Here is a 23,695-nt window from a genome sequence, read left to right as displayed (position 1 = left end):
GCTCCTCACATGGGGTGGTACGGACGGGACGGGAGAGGTGTGGTTTCGGTGGGCGCCCCCGGGGGCGCCGTCACGGTTCCTCGGGGCGGTCGGCGCGGGCCAGTTCGCCGAGCGGGACGGGGCAGGCGAGCGGCCGGCGGTCGGGGGCGCCGGTCTCCGCCGCGCAGCCAGCCAGTTCCCGGACGGCGAAGCCGCAGGTACGTCCCTGGCACCAGCCCATTCCGGCGCGGGTGAGGAGCTTGACCGTGCGGCTGTCGCCGGCGCCGAGCGTGTCGACGGCCGTACGGACGGCCCCGGCGGTGACCTCTTCGCACCGGCAGATCTCGGTGCCGGGCTCCAGCCAGCCGGGCCAGCCGGACCCCGGCCGGTGCACGGCCCCCATCAGACCGGCGAACGCGCGCATCCGCTCCCGGGACCGGCGCAGCGCGGCCGTGCGGAGCCGGTCCCCGGGCGGACCGCCGCGGGCGTCCGCGACCACCGAACGGCCGGCGAGCTCCCCTTCGGTGAGGGCGAGCCGGACCCCGCCGACTCCCCCGGTCTCACCGGCGGCCCAGACGCCCGGCACGGTGGTGCGGGCCTCGGCGTCGAGCACGAGGCCGGCCGTTCCGTCGGGCCCGCCGCGGGTGGCGCAGCCGAGGCCGACGGCGAGGTCCGGCTGGGGCACCAGACCGTGGCCGACGGCGAGGGCGTCGCAGTCCAGACGGCGCCCGGTCCCCGGCACCGGCCGCCAGTCCGCGTCCAGCCGCGAGACGGTGACCCCGGTGACCCGCTCGGTGCCGTGGACGGCGGTGACCGCCCGGTGCGTCAGCAGCCGCACGCCGTTCCGGGCCAGCGCGGCTCGGTACCGGGCGCCTTCCGCGAGCCGGCCGGGGCAGCGGACGAGGGTGAGCGGCGCACGGGCGTACGCGCGGTACCCGGCGGCCTCGACGAGGGCGGGGACACGGGCCCCGGCGCGGGCCAGCGAGACGGCGACGGCCTGGAGCAGCGGTCCGCTGCCCGCGACGACGATCCGCCGGCCGGGCAGCACCAGGCCGGATTTCAGCATGGCCTGGGCGCCCGCCGCGCCGACGACGCCGGGCAGGGTCCAGCCGGGAAAGGGCAGCTGGCGTTCGGTCGATCCGGTCGCGATCAGCAGCCGGCGGGCCCGGAGCGCGGCCGGACCGTCCTGCCCGTCGGGCCCGGTGACACAGTGCAGGGTCCAGTCCTCGCCGGTCCGTTCGACCGTCCAGACGTGGTGGGCGGTGAGATGGCGGATCCGGCCCGTCGCGCGGTGCCGGGCGAGCCGGGCGGTGAGTGCGGCGAAGGCCTTCCGGCCGTGGTGCGGGGCCTCGGAGCTCGGGGGTGCGAGCCCGGGGGCGGGGGCGCGGTAGTACTGACCGCCCGGCGCGGCGGCCGAGTCGATCAGCAGCACGTCGAGCCCGCCGTCGGCCGCGGTGACGGCCGCCGCGAGCCCGGCGGGTCCGGCGCCCACCACCGCGAGTGCGGCGGGGGCCCGTTCAGTCGAGGTGTCCGGCATGCCCGGTGCCCTCCTGTGTGGTGACGACGTCGCCGGGCCGGGCCGGAACGAGACAGGCCCGCCGGTTGGGGCTCCCGTTCACCGTGGCCAGGCACTCGTAGCAGGACCCGATCCCGCAGAAGGCGCCCCTGGGCCGTCCCCCGTTCCGCGTGGTGCGCCAGCTGAGCACGGAGGCCGCCCAGAGCGCGGCGGCGATGCTCTGGCCGGGCAGTGCGGGGACCGGCCGGCCGTCGAAGGTGAGGGTGAACGCGGGTGCGGCCGCGGATGCGGAGGTACGGGTACGGGGGCGTCTCACCAAGGGCTCCTGCTCGGTCGGGAGGGGCGGAGGTGGTCGGGGCGGGCGGGTCCGTCGTGTGCGTGGGGCCCGGCCGAGGCGTTTCGGACGACCGGTCACGGGCTCCCGGACCGAGACGGACCGGGTGTTCGGCCGCTCAAGCGGTCCGCATGGTCAACGGTTCCGGTCCGAAGCGGACCGGGTGTTCGGCCGCTCATGCGGACCGCACGGTCAACGGTTCCGGTCCGAAACGGTCCGGGCGGAAGGGGTGCGGGTCGACGGGTGGCCGCTCGCCGAGGAGGGCGGCGGTGATCAGGGCGGCCGTCGCGGGGGCGAGCCCGATACCGGCGCCCTCGTGGCCGCAGGCGTGGAAGAGGCCGGGGACCCGGCCGTCCGGGCCGATCGCGGGCAGATGGTCGGGGAGGTAGGGCCGGAAGCCGTGGTAGGCGCGGAGCACCCGGGTCCGCGCCAGCACCGGGAACAGCGCGGCCGCCGCCGCGGCCAGCCGACTGACGACGGGAACCGACAGGGTGCGGTCGTAGCCGACCCGTTCGCGGCTGGCGCCGATCAGGACGGGCCCGGCCGCCGTGCCCTCCACCACGGGTGAGGTCTGGAGTTCCGCGGAGGCGCTGGACACGTCGGCGACGTACTCCGCCGCGTACACCTTGTGCCGGATCAGGCGCGGCAGGGGCTCGGTGACGAGGACGAAGCCGCGCCGGGGCAGGACGGGCAGCTCCACCCCCGCCAGCGCCGCGAGTTCCCCGCCGTGGACGCCCGTCGCGTTGACCACCGCCGGGGCGAGCAGATCCCCCGCGTCCGTGCGCACGCCCCGGACCTCGCCCCGCGGCCCGGTGAGGACGGCCGTGACCGTGCGGCCGGGGTGGAACACGGCGCCGTCGTCACGGGCGGCCCGGAGCAGATGGGCGGCGGCCAGGGCGGGCTGGATCTGGGCGTCCTGCGGATAGCGGACACCCCCGGCCAGATGGGGCGTCAGGTGGGGTTCGAGGGCGCGCAGTTCATCGGGGCCCACGGACTCGGCACGCACGCCGGCCGCCCGCTGGCCCTCGGCGGTCCGGCCGAGGGCGGCCAGCGACTCCGGTCCGGCGGCCACGACCAGGCCGCCCTTCGCCTCGAACTCCACCGCGTCCGGAAGTTCCTCGGCCAGTGAGCGCCAGAGTCCGAGGGAGAGGAGCGCGAGGTCCAGCTCCGGTCCGGGCGGCTTGTCGGAGACCAGGAGGTTGCCCTCCCCCGCTCCCGTGGTGCCGCCCGCGACCGGCCCCCGGTCCACGACGGCGACCGCGAGTCCGGACCGGGCGGCCGCCCGCGCACAGGCGGCACCGACGACCCCGGCCCCGACGACGATCACGTCCCACGCCTTCTTCGTGAACACGTCAGTAATATGTCACATGGTTCTGAGGGTGCCAAGAGGTCGTCGCCACAGGTGATCTGACGAGTCCTCATGTCTGTGGAGCGGCGCGCGCACGGCCGACGGGGGGAGGCTCCTGCCGGTGAGGGATGGCGCGGGGCAGCAGGGGAAGACAAGCCCTTGACCCTGCCCGACCGCGATCCGGAGGAGCGGCGATGCACGACGACAGCGCACTGGTGGAGGCCCGGCTGGAGCGGGCCCTGAACCAGTTCATCCGCCCCGCCACGTATGCGGACCGGACGCCGCTGACGCTCGCGGTGTGGCACGTCCGGGGCGAGCCGGTGCCGGTGGCCGAGGCGCTGGCCGCCTCGTACGCACCCTTCACGACGGGCACGGAGTGGGGCGCGCCCTGGTCCACCAGTTGGTTCCGGCTGACCGGGACGGTCCCCGCCGCCTGGGCCGGCCGGCGGGTCGAGGTGGTCGTCGACCCCGGCTTCTCCGGCCAGGCGCCCGGATTCCAGGCCGAGGGCCTGCTGTACGACGCGGAGGGCGTGCCGCTCAAGGGCGTCCATCCGCGCAACCGCCACCTCACCGTCACCGCGTCCGCCGCCGGCGGCGAGACGGTCTCCCTGCTCCTGGAGGCCGCCGCCAACCCCGCCGTCCTGGAACACGGCTTCGTGCCGACGCCGCTCGGCGACGTCCTGACGGCGGGCGACGCGCCGCTGTACCGCTTCGCCTCCGCCGACCTCGCCGTGCTGGACGAGGAGGTGTGGCACCTGGTCCTGGACATCGAGGTGCTGTCCGAGCTGATGCGGGAGCTGCCCGCCGACCGCTCGCGGCACCACGAGATCCTGCGGGCCCTGGAGCGCATGCTCGACGCCCTGGACCTGCACGACGTCTCCGGCACGGCGGCGGCCGGGCGGGCCGAGCTGGCCGGGGCCCTGTCCCGGCCGGCGTCGGCGAGCGCCCACCGGATCTCGGCCGCCGGGCACGCCCACATCGACTCGGCGTGGCTCTGGCCACTGCGCGAGACCGTCCGCAAGGCCTCGCGCACCTTCGCCAACGTCACCGCGCTCGCCCAGGACTATCCGGAGCTGGTCTTCGCCTGTTCCCAGGCCCAGCAGTACGCCTGGGTGAAGGAGCACCAGCCGCACCTCTGGGAGCGGATCCGGCGGGCCGTGGCCGACGGGCAGTGGGAGCCGGTCGGCTCCATGTGGGTGGAGTCCGACGCCAATCTGCCGGGCGGCGAGGCGCTGGCCCGGCAGATTGTGCACGGGAAGCGGTTCTTCGAGCAGGAGTTCGGTGTGGAGACCCGGGAGATCTGGCTGCCGGACTCCTTCGGCTACACCGCCGCGTTCCCGCAGTTGGCCCGGCTGGCCGGTGTCCGCTGGTTCCTGACGCAGAAACTGTCGTGGAACCAGACGAACCGGATGCCCCACCACACCTTCTGGTGGGAGGGCATCGACGGCACCCGGGTCTTCACCCACTTCCCGCCCGTCGACACCTACAACGCCCATGTCCACGGCAGTGAACTCGCCCACGCCGAAAAGAACTTCCGGGAGAAGGGGCTGGCCGGCCGCTCCCTGGTGCCGTTCGGCTGGGGCGACGGGGGCGGCGGTCCCACCCGGGAGATGCTGGAGAAGGCGCGCAGGCTCGCCGATCTGGAGGGCTCCCCGCGCGTCGCGGTCGAGAAGCCCTCCGCGTTCTTCGCGGCGGCCGAGGAGGAGTACGGGGCGCGGGCCCCGGTCTGGTCGGGCGAGCTGTATCTGGAGCTGCACCGCGCCACGTACACCACGCAGGCGAAGACCAAACAGGGCAACCGGCGCAGTGAACACCTCCTGCGCGAGGCCGAGTTGTGGGCAACGGCGGCAGCCCTGAGGTCGCCGGAGTACGCCTATCCGTACGAGGAGCTGGACCGGATCTGGAAGACGGTGCTGCTGCACCAGTTCCACGACATCCTGCCGGGGTCCTCGATCGCCTGGGTGCACCGCGAGGCGCGGGAGACGTACGACCGGATCCGCGAGGAGCTGGCCGGTCTGATCGCGGACGCGGTGGCGGCCCTGGGCCCGGCGCGGGTCCCGGCCGTCCTCAACGCCTCCCCGTACGCCCGTTCCCAGGTCCTCGAACTGGACGCCGAGGCGAGCGCGCTGTTGCCGCCCGGGGCGCGGGCGCAGCGGCTGGGCGGGGGCCGCACGCTGGTGCCGGCCGAGGTACCGGGACTGGGGGCGGGGCCGCTGGACGGTGCGGCCCTCCCGGGGGCGCCGGTCACGGCCGAGGCGTCCCGGGACGGCGGGAGCGTGCTGGACAACGGGCTGCTGCGGGTGGTGGTCGACGCGGACGGGCTGATCTCCTCCGTCCGCGATCTCGCGGCGGACCGCGAGGTGCTGGCCCCGGGCCGCCGCGCCAATCTGCTGCAACTGCATCCGGACCACCCGAACCACTGGGACGCCTGGGACCTCGACCGCCACTACCGCCGCGCGCACACCGATCTGACGGAGGCGGAGCGGGTCGAGCGGGTGGAGGAGGGACCGCTGCGGGCCTCGGTCCGCGTGGTCCGTGCCTTCGGCGCCTCGGCGGTCGTGCAGGAGATCCGGCTGGCGGCGGGGTCCCGGCAGGTCGACATCGAGACCGAGGTGGACTGGCAGGAGTCGGAGAAGGTCCTCAAGGCGGCCTTCCCGCTCGATGTGCACGCCGAACGGTCCACGGCCGAGATCCAGTTCGGCCATGTGCACCGGGCCACCCACGACAACACCGGCTGGGACGCGGCCCGTTTCGAGATCTGCGCCCACCGCTGGCTGCGGGTCGCCGAGCCGGGGTACGGCGTGGCCGTGCTCAACGACTCGACGTACGGCCACGAGGTGGTCCGCGCCCCGCACCCGGACGGGCTGGGCACAACCGTACGGCTGACGCTGCTGCGCGCCCCGCACAGCCCGGACCCCGCCACCGACCTCGGCACGCACCGCTTCCGGTACGCGCTGGCGCCCGGGGCGGAGGTCACGGACGCGGTCCGGGAGGGGCTCGCCCTCAATCTGCCGTTGCGAGCCGCCGTCGCACCCCTCGTCCCCGCGCTCGTCGAGACCGGTCATCCGGCGGTGACGGTGGAGTCGGTGAAACTGGCCGACGACCGCAGCGGCGATGTGGTCGTGCGGCTGTACGAGTCGGCGGGCGGCCGGGCACGGGCGCGGCTGCGGGCGGCGTTCCCCGTGGTGGAGGCGCGGATCACCGATCTTCTGGAGCGGCCGCTGGGTCCGGCCCCGGCCGGGCCGGACGGGCTGGAGCCGGAGCTGCGGCCGTTCCAGATCCTGACGGTGCGGCTGACCCCGGCCTGAGGCGGCCGGCCCGGCTCAGGGGCGGGGCACGTTGCGAAGGTTGGAGCGGGCCATCTGGACCATCCGGCCCACACCGCCGTCCAGCACGATCTTTCCGGCGGAGAGCGCGAATCCGGTGACCATGTCCGCGCTGATCTTCGGGGGGATGGAGAGCGCGTTGGGGTCGGTGACGACGTCGACGAGGGCGGGGCCGTCGTGCTTGAAGGCGTCCTTGAGGGCGCTCTCCAGTTGTCTGGGCTTCTCGACGCGGACGCCGTAGGCCCCGGCGGCGCGGGCGACGGCAGCGAAGTCCGGGTTCTTGTTGGTCGTGCCGAACGACGGGAGGCCCCCGACCAGCATCTCCAGTTCGACCATGCCCAGCGAGGAGTTGTTGAAGAGGACGACCTTCACGGGCAGGTCGTACTGGACGAGGGTCAGGAAGTCCCCCATCAGCATGGTGAACCCGCCGTCGCCGGACATCGAGACGACCTGCCGGTTCCGGTCGGTGAACTGGGCGCCGATGGCCTGCGGCAGCGCGTTGGCCATGGAACCGTGGCTGAACGAGCCGATCACCCGGCGTTTGCCGTTCGGTGTCAGATAGCGGGCCGCCCAGACGTTGCACATACCGGTGTCGACGGTGAACACGGCGTCCTCGTCCGCGAGGTCGTCGAGCACCGAGGCCACGTACTCGGGGTGGATCGGGACGTGCTTGTCGACCTTGCGGGTGTAGGCGCGGATCACGCCCTCCAGCGCGTCGGCGTGCTTCTTGAGCATCCGGTCGAGGAAGCGGCGGTCGCTCTTGGCCTTCACCCGGGGCGTCAGACAGCGCAGCGTCTCGCGGACGTCGCCCCAGACCGCGAGGTCGAGTTTGGAGCGCCGACCCAGGTGCTCGGGGCGCACATCGACCTGGACGATCTTCACATCGGTGGGCAGGAAGGCGTTGTACGGGAAGTCCGTGCCGAGCAGGATCAGCAGATCGCACTCGTTGGTCGCCTCGTAGGCGGCGCCGTAGCCGAGCAGCCCGCTCATGCCGACGTCGTACGGGTTGTCGTACTGGATCCACTCCTTGCCGCGCAGGGCGTGGCCCACCGGGGCCTTGACCCGCTCGGCGAACTCCATGACCTCGGCGTGCGCGCCGGCCGTTCCGCTGCCGCAGAACAGCGTCACCCGTTTGGCCTCGTCCACCATCCGGCAGAGCTTCTCGATCTCCGCGTCACCGGGGCGCACGGTGGGCCGCGAGGTGACCAGGGCGTGTTCGACGGACTTCTCCGGGGCGGGCCGGGAGGCGACGTCGCCGGGCATGGTGACGACCGAGACGCCGCCCCGGCCGATGGCGTGCTGGATGGCGGTCTGGAGCAGCCGGGGCATCTGCTGGGGGTTGGAGATCATCTCGTTGTAGTGGCTGCATTCCTGGAAGAGCAGCTCCGGATGGGTCTCCTGGAAGAAGCCGAGGCCGATCTCGCCGGACGGGATGTGCGAGGCGAGCGCAAGGACCGGGGCCATGGAGCGGTGGGCGTCGTAGAGGCCGTTGATGAGGTGCAGGTTGCCGGGGCCGCAGGAGCCCGCGCAGGCCGCGAGTCCGCCGGTGATCTGGGCCTCGGCGCCGGCCGCGAACGCGGCGGTCTCCTCGTGCCTGACCTGGATCCAGTCCATGTCCGGGTGGCGCCGGATGGCGTCGACGACCGGGTTGAGACTGTCACCGACGACCCCGTACATCCGGGTGACGCCTGCCCGGGACAGGATGTCGACGAACTGCTCCGACACGTTCTGCTTGGCCATGGGTGCGCACTCCCTCGACGGTTCTCCGGAGTCCATCAACCCATGGCCCGCGCGGTTACGCCTCCCAGACGCCGACCGCCGTCCGGTCGTCGGCGTACCCGGCCACCCTCAGCCGTGTGTCGTCGAGGAAGGCGCCGAGACCCGGTGGACCGGCCGCCGACCAGCGGGCGGACAGGGCCTCGGCGAGGGCGGGCTCGCCGCGCAGCGGCGCGGCGAGGCCCTGGCTGCACAGCAGGAGCGTGTCGCCCGGCCGGGCGACGGAGGCCCGGAAGCGGAAGGGCTCGGCGGGCGGCGGGACGGGGGCCTCCACATACGGCGCGGGGGCGGTGGTGATGCCGAGGTCCATGGTCAGGCGCTCGCCGCCGGGGGTGCTCTCGGGTACGGCCGCGCCGAAACCGGCGACGGATTCGGCGGCCGGCGGTTCGCTCTGCGGCACCAGCGGTTCGAGGTCCTGCCAGCCGCCGTCGCGGAGCCGGAACAGCCCGCCGCCGCCGACGCCGAAGAAGACCCGGGTGCGGCAGCCGGGGTCGGCGGAGAGCAGCAGACAGCGCAGGCCGGCGCTGTACTCCGCGGGTTCCAGGCCGAGTTCGGCGGCGCGGGCGCGCAGCTTGCCGTACGTACGGTCGGCGAGCCGGTGCAGTCCGGACTTGAGGTCGCCCCGCCGGTCCGCCCTTATGTCGTCGGAGAGCCGGGCGTGGCTCCGTCCCACGGCCTCGCCGATCCAGCGGCAGGCGTCGGCGGCGGCCAGATGGGCGAGGTCGGCGGTCCGGCCACCGCCGGCGACGGCGACCAGGACCAGCGCGTCCTCCCCGGCGCCGAAGCGGACGGTCAGCAGCGCGTCGCGCCGGGGCTCGCCCCGGTACCGCGCGGAGTCGCCCCGTACGGAGGCGGCCCGCAGGGTGTACGTGCCGTAGCGGGCGCCGTCGAGGACCGTGTCGGGGACCAGCCCGTCCAGGGCGCGCGGGTCGCTCGCGGGCAGCGCGGTGGGCTCCGCGTCGTACGTGGGCGGCCTGGCTCCCACATGGCCCACCTCGGCGCGCGGCGCGGGGACGGGGGCCGGTACCGGCTCGGGCTCGGGCTCCCGCGCCGCCGGGGCCGTGTTCTCGACGGGCGGCCGTTCCGTGACCGGGCGTCGGGGCAGCGGCGGCACGGCGGATTCCACGGGTTCGGCGGGTTCGGCGGGCTGGGCGGGCTCGACGGCGGCCGGTTCGGAGGAGGGGACGAGCCGGGCCGGGGCCGCCGGTTCGGAGGGAGGGGCGGGCTCCGGAGCCGCCGGTTCGGAGGAGGGAACGGGCTGGGCCGGGGCGGCCGGTTCGGAGGGGACGGGCTCCGGGGCCGCCGGTTCGGACGGGGCTGCGACGGTCGGTGCCTCGGTCTCGTCCCAAGGGGCGCCGGCGGCGGCCGGGGCCGGGGAGACGCGGGGATCGGCCGAGGGCCGCGAGGGTTCCCAGGAGGGCGGCTCCCAGGACGGTGGCTCCCAGGACGACAGCGACGGTGTCGGCTCCGGCGGCGGGGTCGGCTCAGGGGGCGGCGGGGCCGCGTCCCGTACGGGCGGTGCGGGCTCCGGCGGTGGTTCCGGTGCGGCCGGGCGGGGTGGGGCGAAGGTGTGGGGTCCGGGTGGGCCGGCGGGCGGCTCCCACGGGGCGCGGGCGGTGAACTCCGGCGACCGGGGCGGCGCCGTATCCGCCGTTCGGGTGGCGGCGGAGACCGCCTCCCTGGGCTCCGGCACGGGTGCGGCGGCCGCGTCCTCCCAGCCGGCCCCCGGCCGCAGCGCCACGGACGCCGAGTCGAAGCGGTCGTCGAGCGTGTCGGCCACCTGGCTCGCCCCGGTGTCCGGGGCGGATTCGTCGTACAGCCTGCGCCACCAGTCGTCCTCGTGGGCGGCGGGCGTCTCCCCCTGCTGACTCATGCCCTTATTGTCCACCGCGAGGGCCGTACGAAAACGGGACATCCGGAAAAAGTGCTCGGAGCCCGCCCCCGCGCAGGGGTCCGCCGGGCGCCCCCACCCCCCACGGGAAGGACGCCCGGCGGACCGGTCGGTGATCCGGCGTCAGCGCACGGCGTAGGCGTCGGTCACGGTCTGGACGACGGAGTTCCCGTGGGAGTCCGTCAGTTCGGTGCGCAGGGTGACCGGCTTCCCGGCCGCGCCCGCGTGGTCCACGGTCGCGGTCCACCGGCCGTCGCGCCGGGCGGTGACGGCCTCGGTCCAGGTCTCGCCGCCGTCGTAGGAGTAGGAGACCTTGGCCGACGTCACCGTGCCCGGGGTGTAGCCGGCGTGTCCGGTGACGCTCAGTCCGATGGTCTGGCCGTCCTTCGCGGGCAGCGTCTTCATGCCGTCCGAGGGGAGGTCGTACCCGGGGAAGAGCAGCGGGACGCCCTGCGAGTAGACGTTCTCGTCACGGTGCGAGCGGAACCGCCAGGTGGTCTCGGTGCGCGTCGAGCGCTTCCACACAGCGGCCGGCTGCCCCGACTTGGCGGTCATCAGGGTGAGTTCGTACGCCGCGTCCCCGGCCGGGACCTCGAAGACCCCGGAGGGCCAGCCCGTCCGGCCGGTCTCCTCGCCGTCGCGGGTGAGGCGCAGATTGCCCAGATCACCGAACGAGCCCTGAATCCCGGCGTGTTGGGTGTCGCTCCAGAAACCGGGGGCGACACCGATGAGGTTGTCCTGGCGTTCGGCGGCAAGCTGTTCGGCGCCGTTCGCGTCGCGGGGCGCGGACGGGACCAGCAGACCCCGGTACCACTCGGCGTCACGGTGCGAGCCCGCCCGGTAGGTGCGGAACGGGTCCATCATGTACTCGCCCCACGGGAAGCTGGACGAGAGGCCCTGCTGCCAGGTGCTGTCACCCGCCGAGTAGTACTCGGTCCGCTTCCCCGGCGCCGGAACGGTGTCGAACTGGCCCACGGAGAAGTTCGCCCCGTAGGGACGGGCGACCACGAGCGTGTCGACGAAGTCGGTGGCGACGCCCATCGACTCGTAGGTGGAGTCGACCCGGCCGAGGGCGCGGTCCTTGACCCGGTAGGTGCGGTCCGAGGTGACCGGGCCGTTCTCGGGGAAGGCCAGGTTGTAGACGAACGGGCTGACGGCGGTGGCCTTCCAGTCCAGGGCGACCGGTCCGGCGGCCAGCGCGTCGGCCAGGCCCTTCGCCTCGTCGGCGGGGATGCCGAGGGTCGGCAGCGGTGCCTGCGCGTATCCGACGGACGGCTGCCAGGGGCCCGCGGAGGTGCGGTGCACCAGCAGGGCCACGGCCCCGGCCGCCTTGGCGTTCTTCGCCTGGGCGCTGACCGTGCCGTCGTCCGGGACGGAGACCAGGACGACCTTGCCGAAGGCACCGGCGGCGGCCAGCTCCTCGGGGGTGCCCTTCCCGGCGTCGACGAGCGCGGCCCGGCCGGTGCCGTCGAGGTTGACGGAGCCCTGGGAGGCGGCGACCGGGTGCAGGGCTGCGCCGGAGACCACCGACAGCTTCTCGATCTTCGGGGCGTAGGCGCGCCAGAAGCTGTCGAACTCGAAGGAGCCGTCCCGGGCCCTGCCGCGGATGTCGACGCGGTAGTCCTTCACGAGTCCGCCGGCCGTGAGGGAACCGGCGTGCAGCCAGGTGCCGTCCCAGGTCCGCCCGAAGGCGAGGGTGCCGCTGCGGGTCTCGCTGGTCCGGTCCTCGGTCCGCACCCCGATCCGGTGGGCCTTGCGGGAGTCCAGGACCAGGGTGGTGTCCTCGGTGAGGTTCAGCTGCGGCCGGGCGAGGTAGGCGACCGAGCCGGCGAGCCGGCCGGTGGCGTCCTCGGGGTTCGGCGAGACGACGAATCCGGAGACGAAGTAGGCGCCGGGGCGCAGTTGGTACACCTGGTCGGCGGAGCCGTTGTTGAAGCGGCGCTCACCGGTGGCGGTGTCGGTGCCGATGACGTCCAGCGACGAGGACCCCTCGGCGGCCCGGCCCCGGTTGTCGATCAGCTTGACGCGCAGGGTGACGGTCTCGGCCCCGACGTACAGCGAGAACGGGGTGGAGACGGCGGTCCCGCCGGGGGCGGTGGCGAGGATCCGGCCGGTGACGTCGCCGTACTGCGCGGCCTTGAGACGCGCGGTCGGGTCGAGCTTCAGCGGGACCTCTGCCGTCCCGCCGGCGGGCACGGTGACGCTCTTCGCGCCGAGGGCGGCGACGGAGGACCGCACGGCGGAGCCGTCGTTGCCGGTGACGCCCCGGACGGCGAGCGACAGCTTCACCGGTTTGTCGCCGGTGTTGGTGTACGGGATCCGCACGGTGGTGCGGTCCGTCGCGTCCTGGGGCCAGTTGAAGGTGCCGCCCTGGACGGCGGGGGCGCCGGTCACGGTGGTGTCGATCGCGGCCTTCACGTCGAGCCGTCCACCGCCGGTCTCGCGGACGTCGCCGGGGACGTCGCTCTTCGCGGAGGAGACGAGGGCGGCCTTCACCTGCTGGGCGGTCCAGCCCGGGTGGCGCTGCTTGACGATCGCGGCGGCGCCGGCGACGTGCGGGGCGGCCATCGACGTACCGGACATCGACCGGTAGGCGTAGACGCCCCGGCCGCCGGCCGAGGCGGCGGAGATCGCGACGCCGGGGGCGGCGATCTCGGGCTTGAGGGTGTGGGCGCCGATGGCGGGGCCCCGGCTGGAGAACGGCGCGGTGGAGTCGTCGCGGTCGACGGCGCCGACGGTGAGGACGCTGGGCGCGCAGCCGGGCGAGGAGACCGTGTTGAGCGCCGGGCCGAGGTTGCCGGCCGCGACGACGAACAGGGTGTCCTTGCTCCTGCCGAGCTCCTCGGCGGCCAGGCTCATCGGGTCGGTGCAGTCGGTGGGGGTCTGGCTGCCCAGGCTCATGGAGACGACGTCGGCCTTCCGGTCGACGGCCCACTGCATGCCCGCGATGATCCAGGAGGAGTCGCCGGAGCCGCTGTCGTTGAGGACCTTGCCGACGAGGAGTCCGGCCCCGGGGGCGACGCCCTTCTTCTTCCCGCCGCTCGCCGCACCGGAGCCGCCGACGGTGGAGAGGGTGTGGGTGCCGTGGCCCTGGCGGTCGTCGGTGGTGTCGGAGTCGGTGAAGTTCTTCGACTCGGTGATGCGGCCTTCGAGATCGGGGTGTCCGGCGTCGGCGCCGGTGTCCAGGACGGCGACCGTGGTGCCCTTGCCGTCGTAACCGGCGGCCCACGCGAGGTCGACGCCGACCTGCTTGGTCGAACGGTCCAGGCTGGCCTCGACCTTGCGGTCCAGCCAGAGCTTCTTCAGCCCGGCGGCGGAGCGGGACCGGGCGGGGCCCGTGACGTCGGCCCAGAAACCGGCGGCCTGCTTCTTGTCCGCCTTGAGCGCGACGCCGTCGATGGACGGAAGGGCCAGTCCGCGCACGGCGCCGCGCGGGGTGGCGGGCGCGCTGCGGGCGGTGCTCGCGGTGTACGTGGCGATGACGGGCACGGAGTCCGCGTGGGCGTCGTCGTAGCCCTGGCGGATCAGCCCGGTGACGTTGAACAGCTCCTCGTCCACGGTGCCTTCGGCGAGCGCCTTCGCGGCGCCCTCCGGGTAGACGTAGAGGTCCCGGCCCGAGCGGCGGGTCTGCACGAGGGGGAGGGTGCCGTCCTCGCGCGGCTGGGCGGTGGCCGAGGCGCGGCCCGACGTGTCGGTGCTCACCCGGATCCGGTCGCCGGTGACCAGGGTGACGGTCACGGGTTCGGCGCCCGGGGCGGTGGCCGCGCTGCCGGTGAGTGGTCTCTTCGCGGTCGTGTCGCCCGGTGGCGCCGCCACGGACGGTGCGATCACCGTGACGGCGAGGACCGCGGCGGTGGCCGCCCCCAGGGCCGTACGCGATATCGGACGCATCGCTCTCCCCACGTCGAACCAGAACGAACAGGGCAAAGCCCCGCGTTCCGGAGGTTGTTGGTGCTGCGGTGGCGCCACATTGGCAGAGTGGCGGGCGGTACAGGGATGATGTTGTGCGGCGGGTTTACGCCGTGGCCGTTTTCCGCCACGGCCGTCGCACCGCGCCGCCGTACGCGCCGGGGAAACCACACGTCCGGGAGGGGCCCGAGGATGCTGGGAGCGATAGGTCTCGACGAGAGACAGGAATCGGCCTACCGCGCGCTCGTGGCCCTGGGCGCCGCGGAGGTGTCCGATCTGGCGCACCGGCTGGGCCTCCCCGAGGCGGACACCGAGCGGGCGCTGCGCCGGCTGGAGCAGCACGGTCTGGCCGCCCAGTCCTCCGCGCGCACCGAACGCTGGGTGGCGGCGCCCCCGGGTGTCGCCCTGGGAGCGCTCCTGACCCAGCAGCGCCACGAGCTGGAACAGGCGGAGCTGGCGGCGGTGCTGCTCGCCGAGGAGTACCGGATGGACGCCGACCAGCCGGCCGTGCACGATCTGGTCGAGGTGGTCACCGGCGCGAGCGCGGTGGCGCACCGCTTCCACCAGTTGCAGCTGGGGGCGGTGAGCGAGGTCTGCGCCCTGGTCACCGGGAAGCCGATCGCGGTCAGCGGGATGGAGAACGAGTCGGAGGAGCAGGCCGCCGCGCGCGGGGTCTCCTTCCGGGTGGTGGTGGAGCGCGAGGTGCTGGCGCTGCCCTCGGGGATCGTGGAGCTGTCGGCGGCGCTGAGCCGCCACGAGCAGTGCCGGGTGGTGGACCGGGTCCCCACGAAACTGGTCATCGCCGACGGCGCGATGGCGATGGTGCCGCTGACCGGCCGGGGCGCGGACCCCGCCGCGCTCGTGGTGCACGGCTCGGGGCTGCTGGAGTCGCTGACGGGGCTCTTCGAGGCGGTGTGGCGCGAGGCGATGCCGCTGCGACTGGCCGAGAGCGGTGGCATCGACGAGGACACGACGGGTCCCGATCCGACGGATCTGGAGATCCTGTCCCTGCTGCTGGCCGGGCTGACCGACGCCAGCGTGGCCAAACAGCTGGATCTCGGGCTGCGCACCGTGCAGCGCCGGGTCAAGGGGCTCATGGAGCTGACCGGGGTCTCGACCCGGCTCCAGCTGGGGTGGCACGCCTTCGAACGGGGCTGGGTCGCCCGCTGACACCGCTCCGGGACCGGTCCGCACACCCTCTGAGCTGCACCGACGCCCTCCGGGCCGGGGTGCGACGACGGGCGGGACCGGCCGGACTCCGGCAGGCTGGTGGCATGAGTGTGTGGCAGCTCGTCGCCGTGGGCCTGGTCATGCTGCTCGGCCTGATCGGTGTGCTGGTGCCCGGTGTGCCGGGGCAGGCGATCGTCTGGGCCGCGGTGCTGTGGTGGGCGCTGACCGACATGTCACCGGCCGCCTGGGGCGTCCTGATCGCCTCCACGGCGCTGCTGCTGCTCAACCAGGCCCTCAAACCGCTGCTGCCGCCGCGCCGCCCCCGCGAGTCGGGCGCGCCCCGGCGGACCCTGATGCTGGGCGGGATCGGCGCGATCGCCGGCTTCTTCGTGGTCCCGGTGATCGGCGCGATCGCGGGATACGTCGGCGTGATCTACGGGGCGGAACGGCTCCGGCTGGGCAGCCGGGGCGCGGGCTGGGCCTCGGTGCGCTCGGTGATGCGGACGACCGGCTACTCCGTGCTCGTCGAGCTGTTCGCCTGCCTGCTGGTGGCGGGCGCGTGGCTGGGCGCGGTGATCTGGGGCTGATCGCCCGGGAGGTCCGGGCCGTGCCCGGGGCATCCCGTCGTACGGACCCGCCCGCCAGGCCGACGGGGCGGCGCTCAGAGGGTCCGGCGGACCCCGTACGAGCGCCAGGGGCGCCACCGGCCGGAACCGGGAGTGCCGTACGGATCCACGTCCGGGTCGCCCAGGGCGCGCATCCGGATCAGCCGCGCGGCCGGGACGGTCATGCCGGGGACCCGGAGCAGCGCCTGCTCGGCCTCGTCCCGGTCGGCGCCCGCGTCCAGCCGCACCGCGCCGTCGGCGAGCGCCGCGGCCAGGGCCCGGAGCCCGGGGCCGGACGCGGACGCGGCGAGTACGACCGGCTCCGGGAACACCCGGGTGAGGCCGCCGCAGGGGGTGTCCAGGACCTTCCCGTACGCCTCGACCAGCTCCCCGGCCTCCCCCGGTTCCATCAGCGTCCGCAGGGCGAACTCCTCCGGATCGGCCGTGCCGGGCGAGCGCACCCCCGGGCGGGCGGCGACCCGTTCCGCGAGGAGCGGGTCGGCGGCGAGGAGGTCGTCCACGGCGTACGGATCGGCGTCCAGGTCGAAGAGGCGGCGCAGCCGCTGCACGGCCGTGCTCAGATCGCGCAGGTCCGTGAGGTGGATCCGGGCCTCCAGCCAGGATCCGGCGGACCGCTCGTCGACGGCGGCGATGCCGGTGCCGTGCGGCAGGCGCAGGGTGCGGCGGTAGGTGCGGGCCCCCGGCTCCCCGACGACCTCCTCGACCAGCGGCACCTGCTCGGCGGCCAGCAGATCGAAGACCTCGCGGGCGGCGTACGGTCCGCGGTGGGCGAGCCGGAGCGGGACACCGGCGCCCCGGGCCCGGCGGGCCCCGGTCCCGGTGCCCGTCTCGGCACGCAGCTGGCTCGGCGTGCGCGCGTAGATGGTGCGGATGGTGTCGTTGAACTGACGGACGCTGGCGCATCCGGACGCGAAGGCGATGTCCGTGACGGGCAGCTCGGTGGTCTGGAGGAGCACCCGGGCGGTGTGGGCGCGCTGGGCGCGGGCCAGGGCGACGGGGCCGGCGCCCAGCTCGGCGTTGAGCTGCCGCTGGACCTGGCGGGCGCTGTAGCCGAGCCGGCGGGCGAGGCCGGGGACGCCCTCCCGGTCGACGACCCCGTCGCCGATCATCCGCATGGCGCGGCCCACCACATCGGCCCGGACGTTCCACTCCGCCGATCCGGGCACGGCGTCCGGGCGGCAGCGGCGGCACGCCCGGAAGCCGTTGCCCTGGGCGGCGGCGGCCGTCGGGTAGAAGCGGACGTTCTTCCGCTTGGGGGTGACGGCGGGGCAGCTCGGACGGCAGTAGATGCCGGTCGTCGCGACGGCGAAGAAGAACTCCCCGTCGAACCGCGCGTCGCGGCTGCTCACCGCCTCGTATCTGCTCTCCTCGTCCCTCATACCGTCCAGTGTGCGTCCCCGGCGCACGCTTCACTCGCGGTTTTCGGACATCGAGCAGTGGGGCCGGCTACCGCACCCGCCCCCGCTTGGCCTCCATCGCGGCCCGCCCCTCGGCGCCCTTGCGCTTCCAGTCGCGCCGGATCTCCGAGCGGACCCGGGCATCCGTCTTGGCGACGATGCGCTGGTTCTCGCGCCGGAGCTTGAGGTAGCTGTCGAAGCGCCGCTCGGGCAGCGCGCCGTCCTCGATCGCCTCGCGGACCGCGCAGCCCGGTTCCGTCCCGTGCGCGCAGTCGTGGAAGCGGCAGTCCGCGGCCAGTTCCTCGATCTCCGTGAAGACCTGGCCGACGCCGGTCTCCGCGTCCCAGAGGCCGACCCCGCGCAGCCCGGGGGTGTCGATGATCACCCCGCCGGAGGGCAGCACGAGGAGGTTGCGGGTGGTGGTGGTGTGCCGGCCCTTGCCGTCGACGTCGCGGGCGGCCCGCACGTCCATGGCGTCCCGGCCGAGGAGGGTGTTGGCGAGGGTGGACTTGCCCGCGCCGGAGGCTCCGAGGAGCACGCTCGTCCCGCCGGAGACGATCGCGGAGAAGACGTCGACGCCCTCACCGGTAGTGGAGCTGACGGGCAGCACCTGGACCCCGGGGGCCAGGCGTTCGACGTCCTCGACGAGGTGGGCGAGGGTGGCCGGGTCGGGGACGAGGTCGGCCTTGGTCAGCACGACCAGGGTCTCGGCGGTGCCGTCGCCGTCCACCGCCCCGTCGCGCAGGAGCGCGTCGCCGCCGGCGCTGGACAGGGCGAGCGCCAGGAAGCGCTCCACCCGTCCCAGGTCGAGCTCGACCGCGAGGGAGACGCAGATGGCGATGTGGTCGACATTGGTGGCGAGCACCTGGCCCTCGGAGCGCTTGGACGAGGTGGAGCGGACGAAGGCGGTGCGGCGGGGCAGCAGCGTACGGACGAACCTCGGGTCGCCGTCGGCGTCCACGGCGGCCCAGTCGCCGGTGCAGACGATCCGCATCGGATCCCGGGGCACGACGAACGCGGTGTCGGCGCGGACCGTGCCCGTCGGAGTGACGAGATCGCACTGGCCCCGGTCGACGCGGACCACGCGTCCGGGAATCAGACCCCGCTCGGCGTACGGGGCGAACGCGGCGTCCCAGCCGGCGTCCCAGCCGTAGGCGGACAGGGAGGAGGAGAACGAGGAGGAGAACGGGAGAGACAAGGGAGACCCTTCACAGGGTGGTCCCGGCGGTGCGCACGGCGGCGCACGAACGCGTCAGGTCAGCCGGTGACCACGGGGGTGGAATCGATGTGCTTCGGCTCGTGGGCAGTGCCCACCGCAATGGCCTTCGCCAACGTCCTCACCTCCGGCTTGTCTCTCTGTCGGTACGGCGGTCGCTCCGCCGTCCATTACGCGGCACACCTTAGCGTCCGGTACGGGAGCGGCGTCAACGGATTATTTCCGGCCGCCCGTTCTCGCCCACCCCCTACCCCGATCGAGTGACACACAGGGCGATCGACCGGTCGCGGACGGTTAGGGTGCCGGACATGACCTCCCCCCAGACTGCCTCCGGCACCTTCACCCAGGCCCAGTTGGGCACCCTCACCCTGATCGGCTGGAGCGGCGAACACCCCCACACGGGCCAGGACATCGCGTTCCTGCTCGTCTACTCCCTGGGCGACGGCTCGGAGGGCCCCGCGGTCGGCGAGAGCGCCATGCGCATCGCGCTGGAGCGCTGCGGACTCCCGGTCGGCGGCGCCGCGGTGCGGGCCGAGGAGAAGCCGGGGCTGCCGGTGAAGCTCCTTGTCCAAGCCGGACAGGCGGTGCTGACGCTGCCTCATTTCTCGGCGCAGTATCCGGTGCCGCCGCAGTGGCTGGCGGCGGCCCACGCCCAGGGCGAGGTGCACGCCATGTTCGCCACCCGCCCGTGGCCGCAGGGCGCCCCGGGCCTCACGGTCGACGAGGCCATCCTGCGCGCCTTCGCCGGGGACCCGGCCGTCATCGAGTCCTCCGCCCACGCGGTCCTGCCGGTCCGCAGCCTGGGCTGACGCCGGACGCACCGATGCCCACCCCTCCCCCGTGGAGCGGTGGGCATCGTGCGTACCGCGGGCGGCCGGTAGGACGTACCGGCCGCCCGCGGTGCGGGGCTCAGTTGTTGCCGACGCCGTTCCCCGAGAGGACCGGGATGCCCTCCACCAGGTGCGACAGGGCCTCGTCGCCCTTGGCCTGGGTGGAGTTCTCGGCGCACTGCTGGTTCTGCGGCGAGTGCAGGACGTTGATGTCCTGGACCGCGACGGGCACCAGCAGGCCCACGAGGGAACCGGCGTTGGCCTTGATCGGCGCACCGACGCAGAGCTTGTTCAGGGAACCCTGGACGAGCTGGACCTGCGGGCTGCCGTCACCGCGGGTCACGGCGTTGCCGAACGCGTCGACGGCGCCGTTGCCGTTGACGGACGTGGTGCCCCCGTCGTTGCCGATCGCCATGGCCGAGGGGGCCGCGGCGGCGGACAGGCCGACCAGGGACACGGCAACTGCCGCACCGGCCATCATCTTCTTCATCACGCTTCACCTTTCGGAGCGTTCCGTTGGGGAACGTACTGCTCAACCCCCGCCGGAGGTTTCGGTTCCGCGGTTCCACTCAAAAGGGTTGAATCCGGTAAAAGTTCGACGCTTTGGACGTCAGTCCCGGGGGCTCTCCGCGGATGTCCGCGCCCCGGGGACGAGACCGCTCGCGCGGGAGGGGGGCGGGCCCGGGGCGCCGGCCTCCGGAGGCGCCGCGCGGTCGCGGGCCGCCTGCCATTCGGCGAGGAGGCGGTCGTAGATCGGGGTGCCGCCCTGCGGGGAGCGGCGCGGGTCCTGCCGTCGTCGACTGCCGTACTGGTCCATGGAGGGGCCCTACCCGGTCCGCCGGGGACCGTGGCCGCCGCTACGGCAACCGGCCCAGCCGCCCCGCCCGTTCGGGGGAGCCGGGCCCGTCCACGCGCAGGGGGCCGGCCCGCCCGGGACGGCCGGAGATCCGGCTGTCCCGAGACGGTCCGGCCCCCTGTGCGGTACGGAACCGCGGGTGCCCGGGTGCCGACTAGTTGTTGGCGACACCGTTGCCGGAGAGCACCGGGATGCTGTCCAGGATGTGCGACAGCGGCTCGTCGCCCTTGGCCTGGGTGGAGTTCTCGGTGCACTGCTGGTTCTGCGGCGAGGACAGGACGTTGAGGTCCTGCACCGAGATCGGGACGACGCCGAGCACGGAACCGACGTTGGCCTTGGCCGGCAGGGCGATGCAGGGCTTGTTGAGCGAGCCCTGGATGAGTGCGAACTGCGGGCTCCAGTCACCGTGGGTGGCGGAGTTGCCGTAGGCCTGGACGGCGCCGTTGCCGTTGACCGACGTGGTGCCCTGGTCGTTGCCGATCGCCATGGCCGCGGGAGCGGCGGCGGCGGAGACGCCGACGATCGAAGCGGCGACGGCGGCCGAGGCCATAATCTTCTTGATCACAGAAAAGCCCTTCTCGGGTTGTGCGTGTGCCCGCCTGTCCGGCACGGTCTGATCAACTCGCCCCGGCGGGAATGGTTGTGGCGCTTCACTCGAACGGTGTGCCCGTGCGCGCCTTCGTACGAGGTGTCAGCCGCCGACCGGGAGGCCGCCGATGAGCGGGGCGGCACCCTTGGCCGCCTGGGTGGCCTGACCGGCGAGCTTCGTGACCGTGCCGTCCTTGGTCAGGGCGTCGGCGGCGCCGTCCACGGCCTGCGAAACGGGGTCGACGACCTGTGGGGCCGCGGCCGTCACCTGGTTGATCCCGCCGTCGAGGCTGAAGTTGGGGGCCGTGGGGTTCGCGGCGGCGAAGGCGGGAGCAGCCGTACCGAGAGCGACCACGGAACCGGCGACGAACGCAGCTGTCTTCGCGTACTTCACTGTCGGATTCCCTTCTGCGGCGGCATGGCCTTCCGTCGCGTACGCGCGCCGCACCGGCCTTCCGTGGCGGTGATCCATGCCGCATTCCCTCTGCACAACGAGCGGTTCACGGGTGGGCAACTGGACGGTCCCGCTTTTCTGCGCCGTATGTGCCGGGACATCCGGGAAATTCTCCCGTACGGGGAAATGAGAAAGGCCCCGGACGGCGCTGTGCGCGGTCCGGGGCCTTCCGGTGCCGAAGGAATTCGGCGGGGTTTTCTCAGACGTTGGCGCAGGTGTTCCCGAAGGCCGGGTTCAGCAGGCCGACGACGTTGATCGTGTTGCCGCAGACGTTGACCGGCACGTGAACCGGAACCTGGATGACGTTGCCCGAGACAACGCCCGGCGAGTTCACGGCCGCACCCTCGGCGCCGGAGTCGGCGAAAGCCGGAGCGGCGGCACCCATCGCCATGAGGGTACCGGCGGCGACGGCCGCGATCTTGGTGTACTTCACTTTTCTACCCTTTCTTCGGCGGAGTCCGGAGCGGCTACGACGTTCGTGCCGCACGAGCACGGTCCTGCCATAACTCGTAACCCCGCCGCTGTCATTCGTAACGATTTCGGACGGTAAGCGAAACTCTTCCCGGAGGATATTCTTCGGAATCCGCCCGAATGACGCAGTTCCGGCGCATCCGGCGTCACGGCCGGATGCGCCGGGACCTTTCCGGGGTGGCCCCGGAAAGGACAGCAGCAGGCCCGGACCGCGCGGAGGAGGAACGCCGGCGGTCCGGGCCTGCTGACCGGCCGGATCAGCTGTTGCCGGCGCCGTTGCCGGAGAGCACCGGGATCCCGCTCAGGATGTGCGACAGCGGCTCGTCGCCCTTGGCCTGGGTGGAGTTCTCGGTGCACTGCTGGTTCTGCGGGGAGGACAGGACGTTGACGTCCTGGACCGCGATCGGGATGAGACCGATCAGCGAACCGGCGTTGACCTTGGCCGGCAGACCGATGCAGGGCTTGTTCAGCGAGCCCTGGACCAGGCCGAACTGCGGGCTGCCGTCGCCGCGCGTCTCGGCGTTGCCGAACACCTGCGAAGCCCCGTTGCCGTTGACGGAGGTGGTGCCGCCGTCGTTGCCGATGGCCATCGCCTGCGTCGCGCCGAGACCGAGGATGGAGGCGGCGACGGCGCCCGTAGCCAGGACCTTCTTGATCACGATGAACCCTTCTCGTACTGGACGCCCCGTACCGGAGCGCCCTGATCAACTGGCCTCCCGGCGTTTGGTTATCGGCATTCACCCGAATGTCGGGGTGAGGCGGACGTCCGTACGAGAGATACATCGAGAGCCGACGATTCATCGACCCGAACGCCTATACGTAGACCTTCCGAGTGATCACAGGATTTTCACGGATTCCACGTTTCCCGCCCACCCGACCCTCGTTATGGGTGTCGTCAAGCCTGCCCGGCGGGACGGCCACCCCCGCAGGTCGGTCGGGCCCGTCGGTTGCTGCACCGCCTGATGAACGAATGCGGGTCGATTACGCACCCGCGAGAACAAGTCCCAAGGAAGGGCAACGATGCGAAAAGCCTTGAGTAAGAGCGTGCTCGTCATGGCGGCGGCGTCAGGCATCCTGACCGCCTCCGGCGGCTACGCGTTCGCCGACGCGTCGGCCGACGGCGCCGCGATCGGCTCGCCCGGTGTCGGCTCGGGCAACACCGTGCAGGTGCCGGTGCACGTTCCGGTGAACCTCTGCGGCAACACGGTCAACGTCATCGGTGCGCTGAACCCCGCCTTCGGCAACGAGTGCGAGAACGAGAGCGAGGGGGCCTCGGCCGGCGACGCCCAGGGCGCGAGCGCCTCCGGTGTCGCGGCCAACTCCCCCGGGGTGCTGTCGGGCAACCTGATCCAGGCACCGGTCGACGTGCCGGTCAACGTCTGCGGCAACTCGGTGAACGTCGTCGGTCTGCTGAACCCGGCCGCGGGCAACGAGTGCGAGAACAGCTCCGAGGGCGTCGAGACGCCGGAGCCTCCGAAGCCCCACCAGCCTCCGAAGCCGCACAAGCCGCCGACGGGCCACGACCACGACTGCCACTGCGGGGGTCACCACAACCCGCCGGAGCCCCCCAAGCCGCCGAAGCCGCCGGTGCACCACCACGACCACAACTGCCCGCCCAGCCACCACCACAACCCGCCGAAGCCCCCGAAGCCGCCGGTGCACCACCACGACCACAACTGCCCCCCGAGCCACCACCACAACCCGCCGAAGCCCCCGAAGCCGCCGGTGCACCACCACAACGACGACTGCCCCCCGAGCCACCACCACAACCCGCCGACCCCTCCGGCGCCGCCCACCCACACCGGGTGGCACCACACGCCGCACAAGCACCACAAGCCGCCGCAGATGGCCCACACCGGCGCCAATGAGAACCTCGGCATCGCCGGTGGCGCCAGCGCCGCCATGGTGCTCGGCGGCGGTCTGCTGATGCGCCGCGCCCGCGCCGCGCAGAAGTAGTCGCCCGACCACGCGAAGGGGGCGGGCGGGACAGCCACACGCTGTCCCGCCC

19 protein-coding genes are annotated in these 23,695 nt (G+C 73.5%); 5 read left to right on the top strand and 14 right to left on the bottom strand.

Going from position 1 to position 23,695, the window contains the following annotated elements:
- Nucleotides 1–70: 70 nt before the first annotated feature.
- The 3 genes from ACFVDM_RS16250 to ACFVDM_RS16240 all read right to left on the bottom strand — a co-directional run bounded on the left by ACFVDM_RS16250 (nucleotide 71) and on the right by ACFVDM_RS16240 (nucleotide 3,180).
- Nucleotides 71–1,516, bottom strand: coding sequence for an FAD-dependent oxidoreductase (locus ACFVDM_RS16250; RefSeq protein ID WP_383639232.1), 1,446 nt, complete (start codon nucleotides 1,514–1,516; stop codon nucleotides 71–73).
- Entirely contained in the window at nucleotides 1,497–1,811 is a 315-nt protein-coding gene (locus ACFVDM_RS16245; RefSeq protein WP_383639229.1) for a (2Fe-2S)-binding protein, read from the bottom strand. The genes ACFVDM_RS16250 and ACFVDM_RS16245 overlap by 20 nt, the downstream gene beginning before the upstream one ends.
- Nucleotides 1,812–2,004: 193 nt before the next feature.
- Nucleotides 2,005–3,180, bottom strand: a complete 1,176-nt coding sequence (locus tag ACFVDM_RS16240; protein WP_383639226.1) for an NAD(P)/FAD-dependent oxidoreductase — start codon at nucleotides 3,178–3,180, stop codon at nucleotides 2,005–2,007.
- 191 nt (nucleotides 3,181–3,371) lie between these two features.
- Here ACFVDM_RS16240 and ACFVDM_RS16235 point away from each other — a divergent pair, with 191 nt between their 5' ends.
- Nucleotides 3,372–6,485: an alpha-mannosidase gene (locus tag ACFVDM_RS16235; protein WP_383639223.1), complete on the top strand. Its 3,114-nt coding sequence runs from the start codon at nucleotides 3,372–3,374 to the stop codon at nucleotides 6,483–6,485.
- 15 nt (nucleotides 6,486–6,500) lie between these two features.
- Here the strand turns inward: ACFVDM_RS16235 and ACFVDM_RS16230 are convergent, their stop codons facing one another.
- The 3 genes from ACFVDM_RS16230 to ACFVDM_RS16220 all read right to left on the bottom strand — a co-directional run bounded on the left by ACFVDM_RS16230 (nucleotide 6,501) and on the right by ACFVDM_RS16220 (nucleotide 14,061).
- On the bottom strand, nucleotides 6,501–8,243 hold the full coding sequence (locus tag ACFVDM_RS16230; protein WP_383639220.1) for a pyruvate dehydrogenase: 1,743 nt from the start codon (nucleotides 8,241–8,243) through the stop codon (nucleotides 6,501–6,503).
- Nucleotides 8,244–8,298: 55 nt separating this feature from the next.
- A complete protein-coding gene (locus tag ACFVDM_RS16225; RefSeq protein ID WP_383639217.1) occupies nucleotides 8,299–10,152 on the bottom strand; it encodes a protein phosphatase 2C domain-containing protein in 1,854 nt (617 codons plus the stop codon).
- 141 nt (nucleotides 10,153–10,293) lie between these two features.
- Nucleotides 10,294–14,061 (bottom strand): S8 family serine peptidase, encoded by a 3,768-nt coding sequence (locus ACFVDM_RS16220; RefSeq protein WP_383639214.1) that lies wholly within the window; start codon nucleotides 14,059–14,061, stop codon nucleotides 10,294–10,296.
- 210 nt (nucleotides 14,062–14,271) lie between these two features.
- Here ACFVDM_RS16220 and ACFVDM_RS16215 point away from each other — a divergent pair, with 210 nt between their 5' ends.
- Both ACFVDM_RS16215 and ACFVDM_RS16210 read left to right on the top strand, forming a co-directional pair.
- Nucleotides 14,272–15,249 carry a helix-turn-helix domain-containing protein gene (locus ACFVDM_RS16215; protein ID WP_383639211.1) on the top strand — a complete coding sequence of 326 codons (978 nt, stop codon included), beginning with the start codon at nucleotides 14,272–14,274 and terminating at the stop codon, nucleotides 15,247–15,249.
- A 104-nt stretch (nucleotides 15,250–15,353) separates the two neighbouring features.
- Nucleotides 15,354–15,836 carry a DUF456 domain-containing protein gene (locus ACFVDM_RS16210; protein ID WP_383639208.1) on the top strand — a complete coding sequence of 161 codons (483 nt, stop codon included), beginning with the start codon at nucleotides 15,354–15,356 and terminating at the stop codon, nucleotides 15,834–15,836.
- A 74-nt stretch (nucleotides 15,837–15,910) separates the two neighbouring features.
- Here the strand turns inward: ACFVDM_RS16210 and ACFVDM_RS16205 are convergent, their stop codons facing one another.
- Both ACFVDM_RS16205 and rsgA read right to left on the bottom strand, forming a co-directional pair.
- Nucleotides 15,911–17,254 carry an AlkA N-terminal domain-containing protein gene (locus ACFVDM_RS16205; protein WP_383639205.1) on the bottom strand — a complete coding sequence of 448 codons (1,344 nt, stop codon included), beginning with the start codon at nucleotides 17,252–17,254 and terminating at the stop codon, nucleotides 15,911–15,913.
- A 67-nt stretch (nucleotides 17,255–17,321) separates the two neighbouring features.
- The gene (gene rsgA, locus ACFVDM_RS16200) at nucleotides 17,322–18,470 is read right to left on the bottom strand and encodes a ribosome small subunit-dependent GTPase A (RefSeq protein WP_383639202.1); all 1,149 of its coding nucleotides are present in this window, start codon (nucleotides 18,468–18,470) and stop codon (nucleotides 17,322–17,324) included.
- Nucleotides 18,471–18,796: 326 nt separating this feature from the next.
- On the opposite strand from rsgA, the gene ACFVDM_RS16195 reads away from it, so the two are divergent.
- Nucleotides 18,797–19,297 carry a DUF5949 family protein gene (locus ACFVDM_RS16195; protein ID WP_383639199.1) on the top strand — a complete coding sequence of 167 codons (501 nt, stop codon included), beginning with the start codon at nucleotides 18,797–18,799 and terminating at the stop codon, nucleotides 19,295–19,297.
- Between the two features lie 100 nt (nucleotides 19,298–19,397).
- On the opposite strand, the gene ACFVDM_RS16190 is transcribed toward ACFVDM_RS16195, so the two are convergent.
- The 6 genes from ACFVDM_RS16190 to ACFVDM_RS16165 form a co-directional block, all read right to left on the bottom strand.
- Nucleotides 19,398–19,808 carry a rodlin gene (locus ACFVDM_RS16190; RefSeq protein WP_383639196.1) on the bottom strand — a complete coding sequence of 137 codons (411 nt, stop codon included), beginning with the start codon at nucleotides 19,806–19,808 and terminating at the stop codon, nucleotides 19,398–19,400.
- 120 nt (nucleotides 19,809–19,928) lie between these two features.
- Nucleotides 19,929–20,135 carry a hypothetical protein gene (locus ACFVDM_RS16185; protein ID WP_383639193.1) on the bottom strand — a complete coding sequence of 69 codons (207 nt, stop codon included), beginning with the start codon at nucleotides 20,133–20,135 and terminating at the stop codon, nucleotides 19,929–19,931.
- A 193-nt stretch (nucleotides 20,136–20,328) separates the two neighbouring features.
- Entirely contained in the window at nucleotides 20,329–20,739 is a 411-nt protein-coding gene (locus ACFVDM_RS16180) for a rodlin (RefSeq protein ID WP_383639190.1), read from the bottom strand.
- 126 nt (nucleotides 20,740–20,865) lie between these two features.
- Nucleotides 20,866–21,156, bottom strand: coding sequence for a hypothetical protein (locus tag ACFVDM_RS16175; RefSeq protein ID WP_383639188.1), 291 nt, complete (start codon nucleotides 21,154–21,156; stop codon nucleotides 20,866–20,868).
- 259 nt (nucleotides 21,157–21,415) lie between these two features.
- On the bottom strand, nucleotides 21,416–21,649 hold the full coding sequence (locus ACFVDM_RS16170) for a chaplin (protein ID WP_383639185.1): 234 nt from the start codon (nucleotides 21,647–21,649) through the stop codon (nucleotides 21,416–21,418).
- Nucleotides 21,650–21,944: 295 nt separating this feature from the next.
- Nucleotides 21,945–22,346 (bottom strand): rodlin, encoded by a 402-nt coding sequence (locus ACFVDM_RS16165; RefSeq protein ID WP_383639182.1) that lies wholly within the window; start codon nucleotides 22,344–22,346, stop codon nucleotides 21,945–21,947.
- A 385-nt stretch (nucleotides 22,347–22,731) separates the two neighbouring features.
- On the opposite strand from ACFVDM_RS16165, the gene ACFVDM_RS16160 reads away from it, so the two are divergent.
- Nucleotides 22,732–23,643 (top strand): chaplin, encoded by a 912-nt coding sequence (locus ACFVDM_RS16160; protein WP_383640111.1) that lies wholly within the window; start codon nucleotides 22,732–22,734, stop codon nucleotides 23,641–23,643.
- Nucleotides 23,644–23,695 lie beyond the last annotated feature (52 nt).

This window comes from Streptomyces sp. NPDC057682 (genome assembly GCF_042799575.1).
Classification (GTDB): domain Bacteria; phylum Actinomycetota; class Actinomycetes; order Streptomycetales; family Streptomycetaceae; genus Streptomyces.
Note: the sequence above shows the minus strand (reverse complement) of the source record. Positions and strands in the feature narration are given on the sequence as shown.